The organism is Leifsonia sp. 10L418, assembly GCF_056395445.1.
This window is the reverse complement of record NZ_JBFTJN010000002.1, coordinates 505360-521270: the sequence shown is the minus strand read 5'-3', so window position 1 is coordinate 521270 and position 15911 is coordinate 505360. Positions and strand designations below refer to the sequence as shown.

Annotated in this window: 11 protein-coding genes and 1 pseudogene; 11 read left to right on the top strand and 1 reads right to left on the bottom strand. The window is 66.7% G+C overall.

All coding sequences use genetic code 11. The features are described 5' to 3' along the window. Positions 1-45: 45 nt before the first annotated feature. From rhaS to AC1DCF_RS05830, 6 genes are all read left to right on the top strand, one after another. Positions 46-1095, top strand: coding sequence for a rhamnose ABC transporter substrate-binding protein (rhaS, locus tag AC1DCF_RS05855; protein WP_477210206.1), 1050 nt, complete (start codon positions 46-48; stop codon positions 1093-1095). 168 nt (positions 1096-1263) lie between these two features. Then, positions 1264-1614 (top strand): L-rhamnose mutarotase, encoded by a 351-nt coding sequence (locus tag AC1DCF_RS05850; RefSeq protein ID WP_477210205.1) that lies wholly within the window; start codon positions 1264-1266, stop codon positions 1612-1614. Positions 1615-1681: 67 nt separating this feature from the next. Continuing rightward, positions 1682-2848 (top strand): L-rhamnose isomerase, encoded by a 1167-nt coding sequence (rhaI, locus tag AC1DCF_RS05845; RefSeq protein WP_477210204.1) that lies wholly within the window; start codon positions 1682-1684, stop codon positions 2846-2848. A 20-nt stretch (positions 2849-2868) separates the two neighbouring features. Then, positions 2869-4932 carry a bifunctional aldolase/short-chain dehydrogenase gene (locus AC1DCF_RS05840; protein ID WP_477210203.1) on the top strand — a complete coding sequence of 688 codons (2064 nt, stop codon included), beginning with the start codon at positions 2869-2871 and terminating at the stop codon, positions 4930-4932. Positions 4933-5173: 241 nt separating this feature from the next. Then, a complete protein-coding gene (locus AC1DCF_RS05835; RefSeq protein WP_477210202.1) occupies positions 5174-6667 on the top strand; it encodes a rhamnulokinase in 1494 nt (497 codons plus the stop codon). Positions 6668-6859: 192 nt separating this feature from the next. After that, positions 6860-7786: a 2-hydroxyacid dehydrogenase gene (locus tag AC1DCF_RS05830; protein ID WP_477210201.1), complete on the top strand. Its 927-nt coding sequence runs from the start codon at positions 6860-6862 to the stop codon at positions 7784-7786. Positions 7787-7803: 17 nt separating this feature from the next. Here AC1DCF_RS05830 and AC1DCF_RS05825 read toward each other — a convergent pair whose 3' ends face one another. Next, on the bottom strand, positions 7804-8766 hold the full coding sequence (locus AC1DCF_RS05825; RefSeq protein WP_477210200.1) for an aldo/keto reductase: 963 nt from the start codon (positions 8764-8766) through the stop codon (positions 7804-7806). Positions 8767-8961: 195 nt separating this feature from the next. On the opposite strand from AC1DCF_RS05825, the gene AC1DCF_RS05820 reads away from it, so the two are divergent. The 5 genes and pseudogenes from AC1DCF_RS05820 to AC1DCF_RS05800 all read left to right on the top strand — a co-directional run bounded on the left by AC1DCF_RS05820 (position 8962) and on the right by AC1DCF_RS05800 (position 15745). Continuing rightward, complete coding sequence (locus AC1DCF_RS05820) at positions 8962-9723, top strand: FadR/GntR family transcriptional regulator (protein WP_477210199.1); 762 nt, start codon at positions 8962-8964, stop codon at positions 9721-9723. Positions 9724-9727: 4 nt separating this feature from the next. Beyond that, a pseudogene (locus AC1DCF_RS05815) lies at positions 9728-10954 on the top strand (alpha-hydroxy acid oxidase); the annotation flags it as partial. 456 nt (positions 10955-11410) lie between these two features. Then, complete coding sequence (locus AC1DCF_RS05810; protein WP_477210198.1) at positions 11411-12661, top strand: ROK family protein; 1251 nt, start codon at positions 11411-11413, stop codon at positions 12659-12661. A 111-nt stretch (positions 12662-12772) separates the two neighbouring features. After that, positions 12773-14092 carry an MFS transporter gene (locus tag AC1DCF_RS05805; protein WP_477210197.1) on the top strand — a complete coding sequence of 440 codons (1320 nt, stop codon included), beginning with the start codon at positions 12773-12775 and terminating at the stop codon, positions 14090-14092. A gap of 138 nt (positions 14093-14230) precedes the next feature. After that, positions 14231-15745, top strand: a complete 1515-nt coding sequence (locus tag AC1DCF_RS05800) for a carboxylesterase/lipase family protein (RefSeq protein ID WP_477210196.1) — start codon at positions 14231-14233, stop codon at positions 15743-15745. Positions 15746-15911: the final 166 nt, after the last annotated feature.

Here is a 15911-nt window from a genome sequence, read left to right as displayed (position 1 = left end):
GATGCAATCACACATCGGCTTCACACTATGAAAGGAAGAACAACGATGTTGTTTCACAAACGCCTCTCGGGCAAGTCCCGTGTCGGTGCTGTCGCAGCTCTCGCCGTGACCTTCGCCCTCGTCGCCTCCGGCTGTGCAGCCAACCCCGCCGCTGAAGGCTCGGGCGACGGCTCCGGCGACGCCAACCTGGCCATCACCTTCCTGCCGAAGAACCTCGGTAACCCGTACTTCGACACCTCTGACAAGGGCGGCGAGACGGCCATCAAGGAGTTCGGCGGAACCTTCGCACAGGTCGGCCCGGCTGAAGCCAGCCCCGACGCACAGGTCAGCTACATCAACACCCTCACCCAGCAGGGTGTCGGCGCCATCGTGGTCTCGGCCAACGACCCCAAGGCCATCGGCGACGCACTGAACGAAGCGCGCGACGCCGGTGTGAAGGTAGTCACCTACGACTCCGACACCGAGACCAAGTACCGCGACGTCTTCATCAACCAGGCTGACTCCGCCGGCATCGCCAAGGTGCAGGTTGACATGATCGCCAAGCAGATCGGTGACGCCGGCGAGATCGCCATCCTCTCCGCCAGCGCCAACGCCACGAACCAGAACGCCTGGATCGAGCTCATGAAGACCGACCTCGCCGAGAACCACCCGAACATCACGCTCGTGGAGACCGTCTACGGCGACGACGACGACCAGACCTCGTTCGACAAGACGGCAGCACTGTTGCAGACGCACCCGAACCTCAAGGGCATCGTCTCCCCCACGACCGTCGGAATCGCTGCAGCAGCTCGCTACCTGCAGACCTCTGACTTCAAGGGCAAGGTTGCTCTGACCGGTCTCGGCACGCCGAACCAGCTGCGCGACTACGTCACCGACGGCACCATGACCTCGTTCGCACTGTGGAACCCGGCAGACCTCGGCTACCTCGCTGCGTTCGCTGCCAAGGCTCTCATCGTCGGTGACATCACCGGCAAGGATGGCGACACCTTCGAAGCCGGCAAGCTCGGCTCGTACACCGTCGGCAAGGACGGCGTAGTGCTCCTCGGCGACCCGTACGAGTTCAACAAGGACAACATCGCGGACTTCGACTTCTAAGTCACCGATGGAGAACGTCCGGCCGGCGGAGGTGGTCCGTCGGCCGGACCCTCGCGTTTCTCTCCACGGTGTTGCTCATCCAGCGTCACCAACCACCACCAGCAGCATCCGCTTCACCTGAACCACCCGCTTCGCCACCACCACACCACCGTTCAAAGGATCAACCTCATGCAGCGCGTGTGCTTTCAACTGCAGGTCAGAACTGATCGCCTGGAGGCCTACCGCGAGCGTCACGCGGCAGTCTGGCCCGAGATGCTCGCCGCGCTCAAAACCACCGGCTGGCACAACTACTCGCTCTTCCTGCGGGCAGACGGCCTTCTCATCGGATACTTCGAAACCCCCTCTCTCGCCGCCGCTCAAGCCGGCATGAATGCCACGGATGTCAATGCCCGTTGGCAAGCAGAGATGGCCGAGTATTTCGAAGATCTGGGCGCTGCCACGCCCGATGAAGGCTTTCTCGTTCTCGACGAGATCTTTCACCTCGAAGACCAGATTGACGCGGCGCATTCCGCGGGATAGTGTTTCCCCACTGCCAATTGAAACGATTCATTCACACCTCGACACGTCTAGAAAAGTGACAACGCATATGACCAGCTTCACCTCCATCGCCCCTCAGCTTGAGGCGCAGGCCATCGAGCTTCCTTCCTGGGCTTTTGGCAACTCGGGCACCCGCTTCAAGGTTTTTGCGACCCCGGGAACCCCGCGCACCATTCAGGAGAAGCTCGCTGACGCCGCGAAGGTGAACGAACTCACCGCGCTGGCGCCCAAGGTGGCGCTGCATATCCCCTGGGACAAGGTCGACGACTACGAAGCTCTCCGCGGTGTTGCGGCTGACCTCGGCGTCGAGATCGGCACAGTCAACTCGAACACCTTTCAAAACGACGCCTACAAGTTCGGCAGCCTGACCCACACCGATCAGGCAATTCGCCAGCAGGCCATCGACCACCACTTCGAGTGCATCGACGTGATGGATGCCACGGGCTCACAAGACCTCAAGATCTGGCTCGCCGACGGCACCAACTACCCGGGTCAGGGCGACCTGCGCGGCCGCCAGGACCGCCTCGCCGACTCTCTCGAGCAGATCTACGCCCGCCTCGGCGACGACCAGCGCATGGTGCTCGAGTACAAGTTCTTCGAGCCGGCTTTTTATCACACCGATGTTCCCGACTGGGGAACCTCCTACGCCCAGGTCGCCGCGCTCGGCGACAAGGCCATGGTCTGCCTCGACACTGGTCACCACGCTCCTGGCACCAACATCGAGTTCATCGTGATGCAGCTGCTGCGCCTCGGCAAGCTCGGCTCGTTCGACTTCAACTCGCGCTTCTACGCCGATGACGACCTCATCGTCGGTGCGGCCGACCCGTTCCAGCTGTTCCGCATCCTCTACGAGGTGAACCGCGGCCGCGGCTTCGACGCCGACAGCCCGGTCGCGTTCATGCTCGACCAGTGCCACAACGTCGAAGACAAGATCCCCGGCCAGATTCGCTCGGTGCTGAACGTGCAGGAGATGACGGCCCGCGTGCTGCTCGTCGACACCGTTGCGCTCACCGCAGCACAGGACGCCGGCGACGTTCTCGGTGCCAACGGCATCCTGATGGATGCCTTCTACACGGATGTGCGTCCCGACCTCGCCGCGTGGCGTGAGTCGCGGGGGCTGCCGGCCGACCCCCTGGCGGCCTACGCTGCATCCGGGTACCAGCAAGAAATCGCCGCCGCTCGCGTGGGCGGCCAGCAGGCAAGTTGGGGAGCGTAGCTTTCATGAATGACACCACGATGACTGACACCACACGTCTGAAGCACGCGGTGAACCCGACCGCGGCCGAGCTGATCGCCCGGTCGAACCGCCTCGGCGCCGACCCCAAGAACACCAACTACGCCGGCGGCAACACCTCGGCCAAGGGCACCGAGATCGACCCCGTCACCGGTGAAGCGGTCGAGCTGCTCTGGGTCAAGGGCTCCGGCGGAGACCTCGGCACGCTCACCGAAAGTGGGCTGGCGGTGCTGCGCCTCGACCGCATGCGCTCGCTCGTCAACGTCTACCCCGGTCTCGACCGCGAAGACGAGATGGTGGCGGCCTTCGACTACACGCTGCATGGCAAGGGTGGCGCTGTGCCCTCCATCGACACCGCGATGCACGGCCTCGTCAACGCGGCCCACGTCGACCACCTGCACCCCGACTCCGGCATCGCCATTGCAACCGCCGCCGACGGCGAAGCGCTCACCGCGACGATCTACGGTGACGCAGTGGTCTGGGTTCCGTGGCGTCGCCCGGGATTCCAGCTCGGTCTCGACATCGCGGCGATCAAAGAGGCGAACCCGCAGGCCATCGGCTGCATCCTCGGCGGCCACGGCATCACCGCCTGGGGTGACACCTCGGCCGAGGCTGAGGCGAATTCGCTGCACATCATCGACACCGCCGCCGCCTACATCGCGGCGAACTCGAAGGCAGAGCCCTTCGGCCCGGCCCTGCCCGGCTACGGCGCCCTGCCCGAGGCAGAACGTCGCGCGAAGGCCGTGGCCCTGGCCCCGACCATCCGTGGCCTGGTCTCGACGGACCGCGCGCAGGTCGGCCACTTCACCGACGACGCCGTGGTGCTCGACTTTCTGGCCAGCACTGAGCACCCGCGCCTCGGCGCGCTCGGCACCAGCTGCCCCGACCACTTCTTGCGCACCAAGGTCACCCCGCTGCTGCTCGACCTGCCCGCCGACGCCTCCGTTGAGGAATCGATCGTGCGGCTGCAGGAGCTGCACGAGCAGTACCGCGCCGACTACCAGGCCTACTACGACCGCAACGCGGATGCCGCATCTCCGGCCATCCGCGGCGCCGACCCGCTCATCGTGCTGATCCCCGGTGTTGGCATGTTCAGCTACGGAGCGAACAAGCAGACCGCTCGCGTGGCCGGCGAGTTCTACGTCAATGCCATCAACGTCATGCGCGGTGCAGAGGGCCTCTCGACCTACGCCCCGATCGATGAGGCCGAGAAGTTCCGCATCGAGTACTGGGCTCTCGAAGAGGCCAAGCTCGCGCGCATGCCGAAGCCCAAGCCACTCGCGAGCCGCGTCGCACTCGTGACCGGTGCTGCATCCGGTATCGGCAAGGCCATCGCCACCCGCCTGGCCGCCGAAGGCGCCTGCGTCGTCATCGCCGACCTCAACCTCGAGAACGCCCAGGCCGCTGCGGCCGAGATCGGCGGCACCGATGTCGCGATCGGCGTGCAGGCGAACGTCACCGATGAAGACCAGGTGCAGGCATCCGTCGACGCCGCAGTTCTCGCCTTCGGCGGACTTGACCTCGTCGTGAACAACGCGGGGCTCTCGCTCTCGAAGTCACTGCTGGAGACCACCGTCGCCGACTGGGACCTGCAGCACAACGTGATGGCCAAGGGCTCGTTCCTCGTCTCCCGGGCCGCGGCGCGCGTGCTCATCGACCAGAAGCTCGGCGGGGACATCGTGTACATCTCCTCGAAGAACTCGGTCTTCGCCGGCCCGAACAACATCGCCTACTCGGCGACCAAGGCCGATCAGGCGCACCAGGTGCGACTGCTCGCGGCCGAGCTCGGCGAGCACGGTGTCAAGGTCAACGGCATCAACCCCGACGGAGTGGTGCGCGGTTCCGGCATCTTCTCGAGCGGCTGGGGCGCCAAGCGCGCCGCGGTCTACGGGGTGCCTGAAGAAGAGTTGGGCGCCTACTACGCGCAGCGCACGCTGCTCAAGCGCGAGGTGCTGCCGGAGAACGTGGCGAACGCCGTGTTCGCGCTCTGCTCCAGCGATCTGTCGCACACGACGGGTCTGCACATTCCGGTTGACGCCGGCGTTGCGGCGGCTTTCCTCCGATGATCTCGCTGCTTCCCCAGTCGGCGCGGGCATTCGGCGCCGAGTGTGAGCGATTCGGTACAGGTTCCGCGGCACACGGCACGACTACCGAACCACTCACACTCGGCACGGTCGCCCGCGCTTCCGCCGAGTTTGACCGTTGCGGTCGAGACACCCCGGTATGCCGGGCGAACTCGACCGGAACGGTCAAACTCGACGCGGTTCGCGCTGAGGAAGCCATCGGCGACGGATGCGGCGGCGCGGCATGAGCGGCAAAAGCACGGACAACCGCGGCACCGGCAGCGCGTCTGGCTCGGTCGCCGCGATCGACCTGGGCGCCACGAGCGGACGCGTCATGCTCGGCCACGTCGGCCACAACGAACTGCACCTGCGCCAGGTCGCTCGCTTCGCCAACAATCCGGTGCGCACCATCGACGGACTGCACTGGAATGTGCTCGAGCTGTACCGCAATGCGGTGGCCGGTCTGGCCAGCGCCCTGCGCGATGAGCCCGGAATCGTCAGCATCGGCGTCGATTCCTGGGCCGTCGACTACGCGCTGATGCGCGGTTCCCGGATGCTCGGCAACCCGTTTCACTACCGCGACGAGCGCTCGGCCGCCGGTGTCACTGTTGCCCACTCTGTCGTCGACCCGGCACAGCTCTACGCCGCCAACGGCCTGCAGTTTCTTCCGTTCAACACGCTCTATCAGCTCACGGCCGAGCGCCTCGGCAGTGGCCTCGACGGTGCAGACACGATGCTGCTCATCCCCGATCTGCTGAACTACTGGCTCACCGGAACCCAGGCGGCCGAGCGCACCAACGCCTCAACCACCGGGCTATTGCGTGTCGGAGCAACCGCTGCCGGCGCGGCCGGCCAGTGGGACGACGACCTCGTCAAACGCCTCGACCTCCCCCGCAACATCTTCCCGACGCTCATCGACGCCGGGTCAACGGTCGGCACTCTGCTGCCCGCGGTCGCCTTCGAGATCGGAGCGCGCCGCCCGCTCGACGTGGTCGCCGTCGGGTCGCACGACACGGCATCCGCCGTCGTCGCGATTCCGATGCAGTCCGAGAACTCGGCCTACATCTCCTGCGGCACCTGGGGGCTGGTCGGGCTGGAGCTCGAGCACCCCGTGCTGACCGAGGCCAGCCGGGCCGCGAACTTCACCAACGAGGGCGGCGTCGACGGACGCGTGCGCTTCTTGCACAACGTGATGGGCCTCTGGCTGCTCAGCGAATCGGTGCGCAGTTGGGAGCGCGGCGGCGAGACGATCAGCCTGCCCGACGTGCTCGCAGCGGCAGCCGCCGTGACCACCCCCGTCGCAGTTTTCGACGCCGACGACCCCCGATTTCTGGCACCCGGCGATATGCCGTCGCGCATTGCCGACTACTGCGTCGAGCACGCATTGCCGGTTCCGCAGAGTCGGGCCGAGTTTGTGCGGAGCATCATCGAAAGCCTGGCGGATGCCTTCGCCTCCGCTGTACGCACCGCCGCCGAACTCGCCGGCCGGCCCGTTGACGTCGTACACATTGTCGGTGGCGGGTCGCAGAACGAGCTGCTCTGCCAGCTCACGGCCGACCACCTCGGAATGCCGGTGCTGGCCGGCCCGGTCGAGGCGACGGCGATCGGCAACGTTCTCGTTCAGGCGCGCGCGCAGGGTCTGGTCACCGGAGATCTCGAGTCGATGCGGGCCCTGGTCGCGCGCACCTTCGCGCCCGTGCGGTATCAACCGCGCGTTGCGGCGACTTCGCCCCGCTAACCGGTCGCCCCCGGGCGTCAGCATAAGACGCAAGGATTGCGCAGGTGTCACCGAACGGCGCACAGATTGTGCGTCATCCGGTGACCGTTGCGTCATCCGGTGACAACTGCCGCCCGCGGATGCGGGCGCGCAAGCACCTGAGGTCGACGCTCTCTTACGCCCGGTCACCCCGCATCCGTTTAGGCTCGGAGCATGAACGCGAACCGTCTTCTCGTCAGCCTCCCCGGACGCGCCCTGCGCCAAGCCCTCGGCGAGGTGCCCGACGGCGTCGACCTCATCGAATGGGACATGACGGGGCCGGCCCCGGCCGCGGCGATCGACATCGTCGTGCAGCCGTACATGGGAGCGACGAATCGGCTCGTGCAGCTCGACGGCGTGACGACGCGGCTCGTGCAGAGTCAGTCGATCGGGTTCGACGGCGTCGGGGCCGTACTTCCCGCCGGACACGTTTTCGCCAATGCCGCGAGCGTGCACGAGACCTCGACCGCCGAGCTCACCCTCGCGCTCATCTTGGCGTCGCAGCGCGGAATCCCTGACTTCGTGCGCGCCGCGGACGAGGGCCGCTGGGCTCCGGCCCGCCACGAGAGCCTGGCCGACCGCACGGTGCTGCTGCTCGGTTACGGCGGAGTCGGCCAGGCCATCGAGGCGCGCCTGCTGCCCTTCGAGACGAATGTCGTCCGGGTTGCCCGCACGGCGCGCACCGATGTGGGCGGCCCGATCCACGGCTTCGACGAACTGCCCGAGTTGCTGCCGCAGGCCGACATCGTGGTCGTCGGGGTTCCACTCACCGAGTCGACGCGGCACCTTGTCGACGACGCGTTCCTCGCGTTGATGCCCGACGGCGCCCTGCTGGTGAACATCGCACGTGGCGCGGTCGCCGACACGGATGCCCTGCTCACGCACGCGACATCCGGCCGCCTGCGTCTCGCCCTCGACGTGACCGATCCCGAGCCGCTGCCCACCGGGCATCCGCTCTTCGCACTGCCGAACGTGCTGATCAGCCCGCACGTGGGGGGCGCCTCCACCGCGATGATGCCGCGGATGGCGCGCCTCCTCCGTCGGCAGATCGACCTGATGCTGGCCGGCGAGCCGCCGGCCAACGTGGTTGTACGCAGCTAACGCGACGCGAGGGCGCGCTAGGCGGATGCCTCGTCGAGCGACCCGAGTTCGGCATCCGTCAGGGTGAGCACAACCGACGCGAGCAGGTCCGGCAGCTGCTCCATAGTGCGGGCGCTGGCGATCGGGGCCACCACCGTCGGCTGCTGACGCAACCAGGCCAACGAGACTGTTGCGACCGAGACGTCGCGTGCAGCGGCGACGGCGTCGAGCACACCGAGCACACGGCGACCGCGCTCGTCGAAGTAGGGGCGGGCGTCTTCGGCGCGCGGGCCGTCGGTGACCGACTCCGCTACATCCCGGTATTTGCCGGTGAGAAACCCGCTGGCCAGCGCGAAGTAGGGGAAAACCGCGATGTTCTCGCGCGCAGCACGCTCCCGAAGGCCCTGCTCGAAGTCGCGCTCCACCAGGTTGTAGTGCGGCTGCAGGGCGACGGCCCGGTGGAATCCGTTCGCCGCCGTCACGTCGAACCACTCGTCGATGCGCTCGGGCGTGTAATTCGAGATTCCGATGTAGCGCACCTTCCCGGCATCGACGAGCTGCGACAGCGCGCCGATCGTCTCTTCGAGCGGCACCGACTCGTCGTCGAAGTGGGCGTAGTAGAGGTCAATGTGGTCGGTCCGCAGACGAGCGAGCGAAGCATCGGCGGCCGCACGGATGTTGTCGGCCGCCAACCCGGCGAACTGCGGGTGGGTACTGACTTTGCTTGCAATCACAACGTCATCGCGGTTGCCGCGGGCCGACACCCAGTTGCCGATGATCGTCTCGCTCTCACCGCCGGTGTGACCGGGCTCCCACGCCGAATAGCCGTCGGCGGTGTCGATGAAGTTTGCTCCGGCCGCGACAAAGGAGTCGAGAATCTCGACGGACGCCCGCTCGTCGGCCGTCCAGCCGAAGACGTTGCCGCCGAGCACCAGCGGGAACACCTCCAGATCGGAGTCGCCGATTCGGGCCCGATTCGTGCTGACTGAAGTTTCTGCCATGACTTTTCTCCTTCGTCGGTGAGGGACTGCCGCTGACACCAGCGCATCATCAACAACCAAGCCTGGCCGAGAAGATTCCCGTGGCCAACAATGTCGTGCACACGGGCGTCATATTCAGTAGAGTGTGTGGTCTGACCACTGTGGTCCGACCACACACGAATTCAGCACAAACTCACATCAGCGAAGGAGGCGCACATGACCGACGACCGCCGCGCCTGGGAAATCGTGCTCGAGAGCATTGAACGCGACCTCCTCGAAGGCCGCCTGCGCCCCGGCGACCGCCTGCCCGGCGAGCGCACACTCGCGACCGACCTCGGTGTCGGGCGCTCGAGCGTGCGCGAGGCCATCCGCGTGCTCGAGGTGCTCGGGCTCATCCGCACCGCGACCGGCTCCGGCCCGAACGCCGGCGCCATCATCGTGGCGCTGCCGGGCGGCGGGATGTCGGCACTCATGCGCTTGCAGGTCGCCGCGCAAGGATTTGCGGTCGCCGATGTCGTGAAGACCCGCCTGGTGCTCGAAGCATCGATCGTGACCGAACTGGCCGAGGCTGCAGCAGCGGCCGCAGCCGATCCCGCGCCCACCGCCCCCGCCCTTGCCGATTCCGCCCAACTCCTCGACGCCATGGAAGCCCCCGGACTCAGCGAAGCCGAGTTCCTCGCCCTCGACGCGCAATTCCACCTGTCGCTGGCCGAGGCATCGGGCAACCAGGTCATCACTGCCACCATGGCCGGGCTCCGCAGCGCGATCGAAGGCTATGCCCGGGCGGGCGTGCCGAGCCTGACCTCCTGGCCCGTGACATCCGCCCGCCTGATGCACGAGCACCGCGAAATTCTGGCCGCGATCGCCGCCGCCGACCCCGTGCTTGCCCGCACGGCGATGCAGTCCCACATCACCCGCTACTACGCGGAAACCCACTTGACCACTTCCCACCTGACCGCCAGCCCCGAAGGAAAGTAATCCAATGGTGAAGAGACAGTTCCCGAAGCCCCGCGACCTCATGCCGCTGATGCAGTTCAAGAAGCCCGAGTTCAACGCGCGCACCCGCCGTCTCGCGAGCGCGACGAGCATCGCCGATCTGCGCACGATCGCCAAGCGCGTCACCCCGAAGGCGCCGTTCGACTACACGGATGGCGCGGCCGAGGGCGAGATTTCGCTGTCGCGGGCGCGTCAGGCGTTCCAGGACATCGAATTCCACCCGTCGGTGCTGCGTGACGTGTCGAACGTCGACACGAGCCGCGAGGTGCTCGGCCAGGTCAGCGCGATGCCGTTCGGCATCGCCCCGACCGGCTTCACCCGCATGATGCAGACCGAAGGCGAGCGCGCCGGCTCGACCGCTGCCGAGGCCGCGGGCATCCCGTTCTCACTGTCGACCATGGGCACCACCTCGATCGAGGATGTCGCTGCCGCGGCCCCGAACGGACGCAACTGGTTCCAGCTCTACATGTGGGCCGACCGTGAGCGTTCGCTCGCCCTGGTCGACCGCGCGGCCGCGGCCGGCTACGACACCCTGATGGTCACCGTCGACACCCCCGTCGGCGGCGCGCGCCTCCGCGATGTGAAGAACGGCTTCTCGATCCCGCCGGCCCTCACCCCGAAGACCGTGCTGAACGCGCTCCCCCGCCCCGCCTGGTGGATCAACTTCCTGACCACCGAGCCCCTCGCCTTCGCGAGCCTCGACCGCTGGTCTGGCACCGTCGCCGCGCTCATCGACACTATGTTCGACCCGACCGTCGGCCCCGAAGAGGTGAGCTACATCCGCGACAAGTGGAAGGGCAAGCTCGTCGTCAAGGGCATCCAGTCGGTCGCCGACGCGCGCCTGGCCGTCGAGCTCGGCGCCGACGCGATCGTGCTCTCGAACCACGGCGGACGCCAGCTCGACCGCGCCCCGATTCCCTTCCACCTGCTGCCGAGCGTGGTGCGCGAGGTCGGAACCGAGACCGAAGTACACCTCGACACGGGCATCATGAACGGCGCCGACATCGTCGCATCCGTTGCCCTCGGCGCCCGCTTCACCCTCATCGGCCGCGCCTACCTCTACGGCCTGATGGCCGGCGGCCGTCCGGGCGTCGACCGCACGATCGCCATCCTCTCCGAGGAGATCCGCCGCACCATGAAGCTGCTCGGCGTCGCCTCGCTCGATGAGCTCGAGCCGGGTCACGTCACCCAGCTGGCTCGCCTGATGCCGATGGTTCAGCCCATGGCGGATGCTGTCGCTGCTGTTCCGGCACGGAAGTCGCCAGTCAAGAAGGCTCCGGCTGCAGTCGCGTCGACCACCTCGACCGCTGCGAAGCCGAAGGTGCCGGCCGCAAAGAAGGCATCGGCCGCGAAGGTGCCAGCGACGAAGGCCCCGGCCACGAAGAAGCCATTAGCCGCGAAGGCTCCGGCGAAGGCCGCTGCGGCGGAGGTAATAACCAGCGCGACCACCGCTGCCCCGAAGAAAAAGCCGGCCGCAAAGAAGGTCTCGACTCCGCCCGCGAAGACCGACATCGCGGAGTAACTCCACACCGACCGTCGCCGAGCTTGAGCGTTGCGGTCGAGTTGCCCTGTTCCGCCGGGCAAACTCGACCGCAACACTCAAACTCGATGCCGGCCCCCGTGCCAGGCGAGTGAAGTGCGGCCCTGGCCAGTGGCTTAGGCTCGATCCATGGCACGTCAGGGCACCTTCGCGCACAGCACCGCAGCGAACAGCATCGAGCCTGCCGCAACGCTGATCAGCAGCGACGTGCGTCTGCACAACCTCGGCATCGTCGCGCGTTACTTGGTCGAGAATGGGCCGAGTTCCCGCAGCCAGATCGCCGATGGCACCGGCCTCACGCGCGGCTCGGTCACCGCGCTCACCGCTGCCCTGCTCGACGCACAGGTGATCAGTGAGGCGGCTCCTCTCGAGTCCGGCGGCAAGGGCCGCCCGCTCACTCTGCTCAGCCTTGCGGCCGACGGGGTCGCGCTTCTCGCGTTGCAACTGGATGCCGACGAGGTCACCGCTCTCGTCACCACGATCACGGGCGTGCCACTCCTGCGGATCAGTGAGCACCACGGCCGGCCGATGGGACAGCCTGACCTTATCCTCGACCGGTTCGCCGACGTACTGGGTCGCGCGCTCGACTCTGACGAGTTGCGCGGCCGCCGTCTGGCCGACGTTACGATCGTCGTGTTCGCCCCGGTCGGTGGCGATCCAGAATTGGTGATCGCCGACACTGACCTCGGCTGGGGCTCTGTCGATGTCGTGGGCGGACTGCGCAGCAGAGAGCCACGCCTGCCCGATTTCGCGCGCCTGACCGCCGACTCCACACTGGCGGCGGTGGCCGAACGCAGCCAGCTCACTGATGTGCGCACCATGCTGTATCTGAAGAGCAACTCGGGCATCGGCGGAGCGATCATCGTCGATGGCTCCCCCGTCACCGGCGCGCACGGTTTCGCCGGCGCGCTCGGGCACCTCGCCGTCGTTCCCGGCGGCCGACTCTGCGGGTGCGGCCAACACGGATGCCTCGACACCGTCGCCGGCCCCGACTTTCTTCTCGAGGAAGTGGGCTTAAGCGACTTGCTCGCCTCCGACGGCTTGACTGCCGCGCTCGACGAGCTCACCCGGCGCATCCTGGAGGGCGAACCCCGCGCATCCGCCGCCTGGGATGCCGCCTCGAATTGGATCGCACACACCGTGCAGATGCTGGTGATGGCGCTCGACCCCGAGGTGGTCGTGCTCGGCGGCTACTGGGCGGCGCTGGCCGACTCGGTTGCCGCAAAAGTTGCCGCCCTGCGGCCGAGCATTCCCGGCGCCGTGCTTCTCGAGCAGTCCGCCACCCAGGGCGGAACGCTCGGCGCTGACGCCGCACTACTCGGCGCGATTTGGAGCGCCCGCGATCGACTACTACAGGATCCGCTGCAACTCGTCCCCTAGTTCGAATTAGTTCAACGCTTGAATTATGTGCCGTTTAGCGGCATACTCGTCTACGCACCGCTCTGCCCTCGAGCAGGCACCCCTGTAGGTCACTCAATGACGAGGAGAATCGTGTCCAATTCAACTTCCGGCACCGGAGAGTCAATCGCTCGGCCGCCCGCCCAGTTCGACGACGTCTACACCGGCGCAATCGGAACTGACAATCTGCCGGTCAGCCCGCCGGCCAAGAAGGCGCTCCTCCCCTGGATGGCCGTCACGTCGGTCTTCCTGTTCGCCACCTACGCGGCACTCACCGGAATTCTGCTTCCGATCCAGGTTGCGCTGATCAACGCGGATGACAAGATTCAGAACCTGGCGATCGTGACCACCGTCTCGTTCGTCTTCACCCTGTTCGCCCAGCCCATCGTCGGTGCGTTCAGTGACCGCACCCGCTCGAAGCTCGGCCGTCGCGCCCCCTGGATGCTCATCGGTTCGTCGGTCGCCGCCATCTTCCTGCTCGGCCTCGGCGGCATGACCAATGTGCTCTGGATCACCATTTTCTGGGTCGTCATCCAGGTCGCCTTGAACGCGCTCCAGGGCCCGCTGTCGGCTATCGTGCCCGACCGCTTCCCGCGCTCTAAGCGTGGCGCCGCCTCGGCCATGGTCGGGATGGGAATGATGATCGGTGCAACCGTCGGTACCGTTGCCGCCGGCCAGTTCGCCAGCAATGTCGGCATCGGATACACCGTCTTCGGCGTCGGAGTTCTCGTCGTCACCGTGCTTTTCGTGCTGTTCAACCGCGACGGATCCAGCAAGGCCCTCGTCGTCGAACCCTTCAGCTGGAAGCAGTTCCTCTCCGGATTCTGGATCGACCCGAAGGCGAACCCCGACTTCGCCTGGGCGTTCGCCGCACGATTCTTCTTCATCCTCGGCTACTTCGTCATCGCGGCGTACAACCTCTACATCCTCACCGACTACATCGGCCTCTCCCTGCAAGACGCAGCGTTGAACGCCGGCCTGCTCGCCATTGTCGGCATGGTCCCCACCCTGATCTCGATCATTCTGGCCGGATTCTGGAGTGACAAAATCGGGCGCCGCAAGATCTTCATCTACGCCGCATCCGTGTTGATGGTGATTGGCCTCACCATGCCGCTCTTCATGCCCAACCTCACCGGAATGCTCATCATGAGCGCCATCAACGGCCTCGGCTTCGGTCTCTACATGGCGTGCGACACCGCCCTGATGACCGAGGTGCTGCCCGGCGGCGGCGTCGCAGCAGGCAAGGACCTCGGCATCCTGAACGTGGCCACCAACATCCCGCAGGCGATGAGCCCTGCGGTCGCTGCTCTCATCATCGGCACGATGGGTGGCTTTCCCAGCCTGTTCGTCTTCGGCATGATCTCGGTGATCATCGCCGCCGTCGTGCTCATCCCCATCAAGAGCGTTCGCTAGACGCACCCGTCAGCCGACGGCTTCGTCGGCTGACGGATGCATCGGTCACGCTTCTCTTCGTCGGCGCATCCGCCGGGCGGCACATGCGTCAGCCTAAGTACGCCAAAAAAAATCAGCTCGTAGTAAGGAAGCATCGCAATGTCAGCACACGCATCTACCTCGGGTCACCCCGAAGTCACCACCACCGCCGGCGTCGTGCGCGGCGCCTGGCGCGACGGATCCGCCGCGTTCCTCGGCATTCCGTTCGCTGAGCCGCCCATCGGCGACCTGCGTTTCGCGGCGCCCGTCGCGCACGGCTCGTGGGACGGCGTGCGCGACGCCCTCGAGTACGGCGCAACGCCGCAGCGCAAGACGCTCGCCGAGATCACCCTGATCCCCGAGCCATCGATCGCCGGACTGTCAACGCTCAATGTGAACGTGTTCACGCCGAGCCCGACCACGCCGACGGATGCGGGCCTGCCGGTTCTGGTCTGGATCCACGGCGGCGGCTACGTGGCCGGCTCCCCCGCCAGCCCCTGGTACGACGGTGCCGCGTTCAACCGCGACGGCGTCGTCACCGTGAGTGTCTCCTACCGCCTCGGCTTCGACGGCTTCGGCTGGATTGAGGATGCTCCGCAGAACCGCGGCGTGCTCGACTGGCTGCTCGCCCTCGAATGGGTGCGTGACAACATCGCGTCGTTCGGTGGCGACCCCTCGCGGGTCACCATTTCCGGCCAGTCCGCCGGAGGCGGTTCTGTGCTGACCCTGCTCGGCATGCCCCGTGCGCAGTCGCTGTTCAATAGCGTGATCTCGCTGTCGGGCCCGCCCACCAGTGCCACGCTCGAGGCATCAGAAGCCCTCGGTCGCACCCTGGCCGAGCTCGGCGGGGTCGCTCCGACCGTGGCCGGCCTGTCATCACTGCCCGAGGAGCGCGTGCTCGAACTGCAGGGCCAGGTCTCCTCGCTCGGCGGTGACGTGACCGTCGACGGCACTGCCCCCGCCGACCCGCTGGCCGGCATCGCGGGATTCCTCAACGCTGGACTCGTTCTGGGCCCGGTCGTCGACGGCGATTTGATCCCTCAGGGAACGGCCGACGCCCTGGCTTCGGGAATCGGCGCTGACAAGCACCTGATTCTTGGCACCACCGACGACGAGTTCGCGATGATGCTCGCCGGCGCCGGCGACTCGATGGATGCCATCCCGGCCGCCGCTGTGCTCGCTGGAATCGGCGTCGAGCCGGCCACGATCGGGGCCTATGTCGCCGATCACGAAGGACTCGGCACCGCCGCCCTCGTCGGTCAGTACATCACCGACCGGATGTTCCGGGCTCCGACGCTCGACCTCGCCGAGATCCGCGCGTCGATCGACGCCCCGACCTGGGTCTACCGTTTCTCGTGGGGCGCTCACCTCGGTGCTTGCCACTGCATCGACGTTCCGTTCATGTGGGATGTCCTCGCCGACTCGCACGTGCCGGCCATCGCCGGCGCAGAGGCCCCTCAGGCTCTCGCCGACGACATCCACGGCAGCAGCGTCGCCTTCATCGCGACGGGCCAGCCGGGCTGGGCCGCCTACGACAACACTGACCGCGCGGTACGGGCCTACAACGTGCCGACGTCGATCATCGCCGACGGCTACGGTGACGCACGCTCGTTGGTTCCGGTGCGCGTGGGCTAATGCCCTTTCCCACCCGTTGATCGTGCGGTCCTGTCGATGAGCGGTCCCGTCGATCGAGCGGTCCCGTTGATCGAGCTTGTCGAGATCCCGCGAGCCGACCTCTGAACGCAACCAGCGTCCGAAGATCGGCCGTCGGAGGTCTCGACAGGCTCGACCACCGACCACC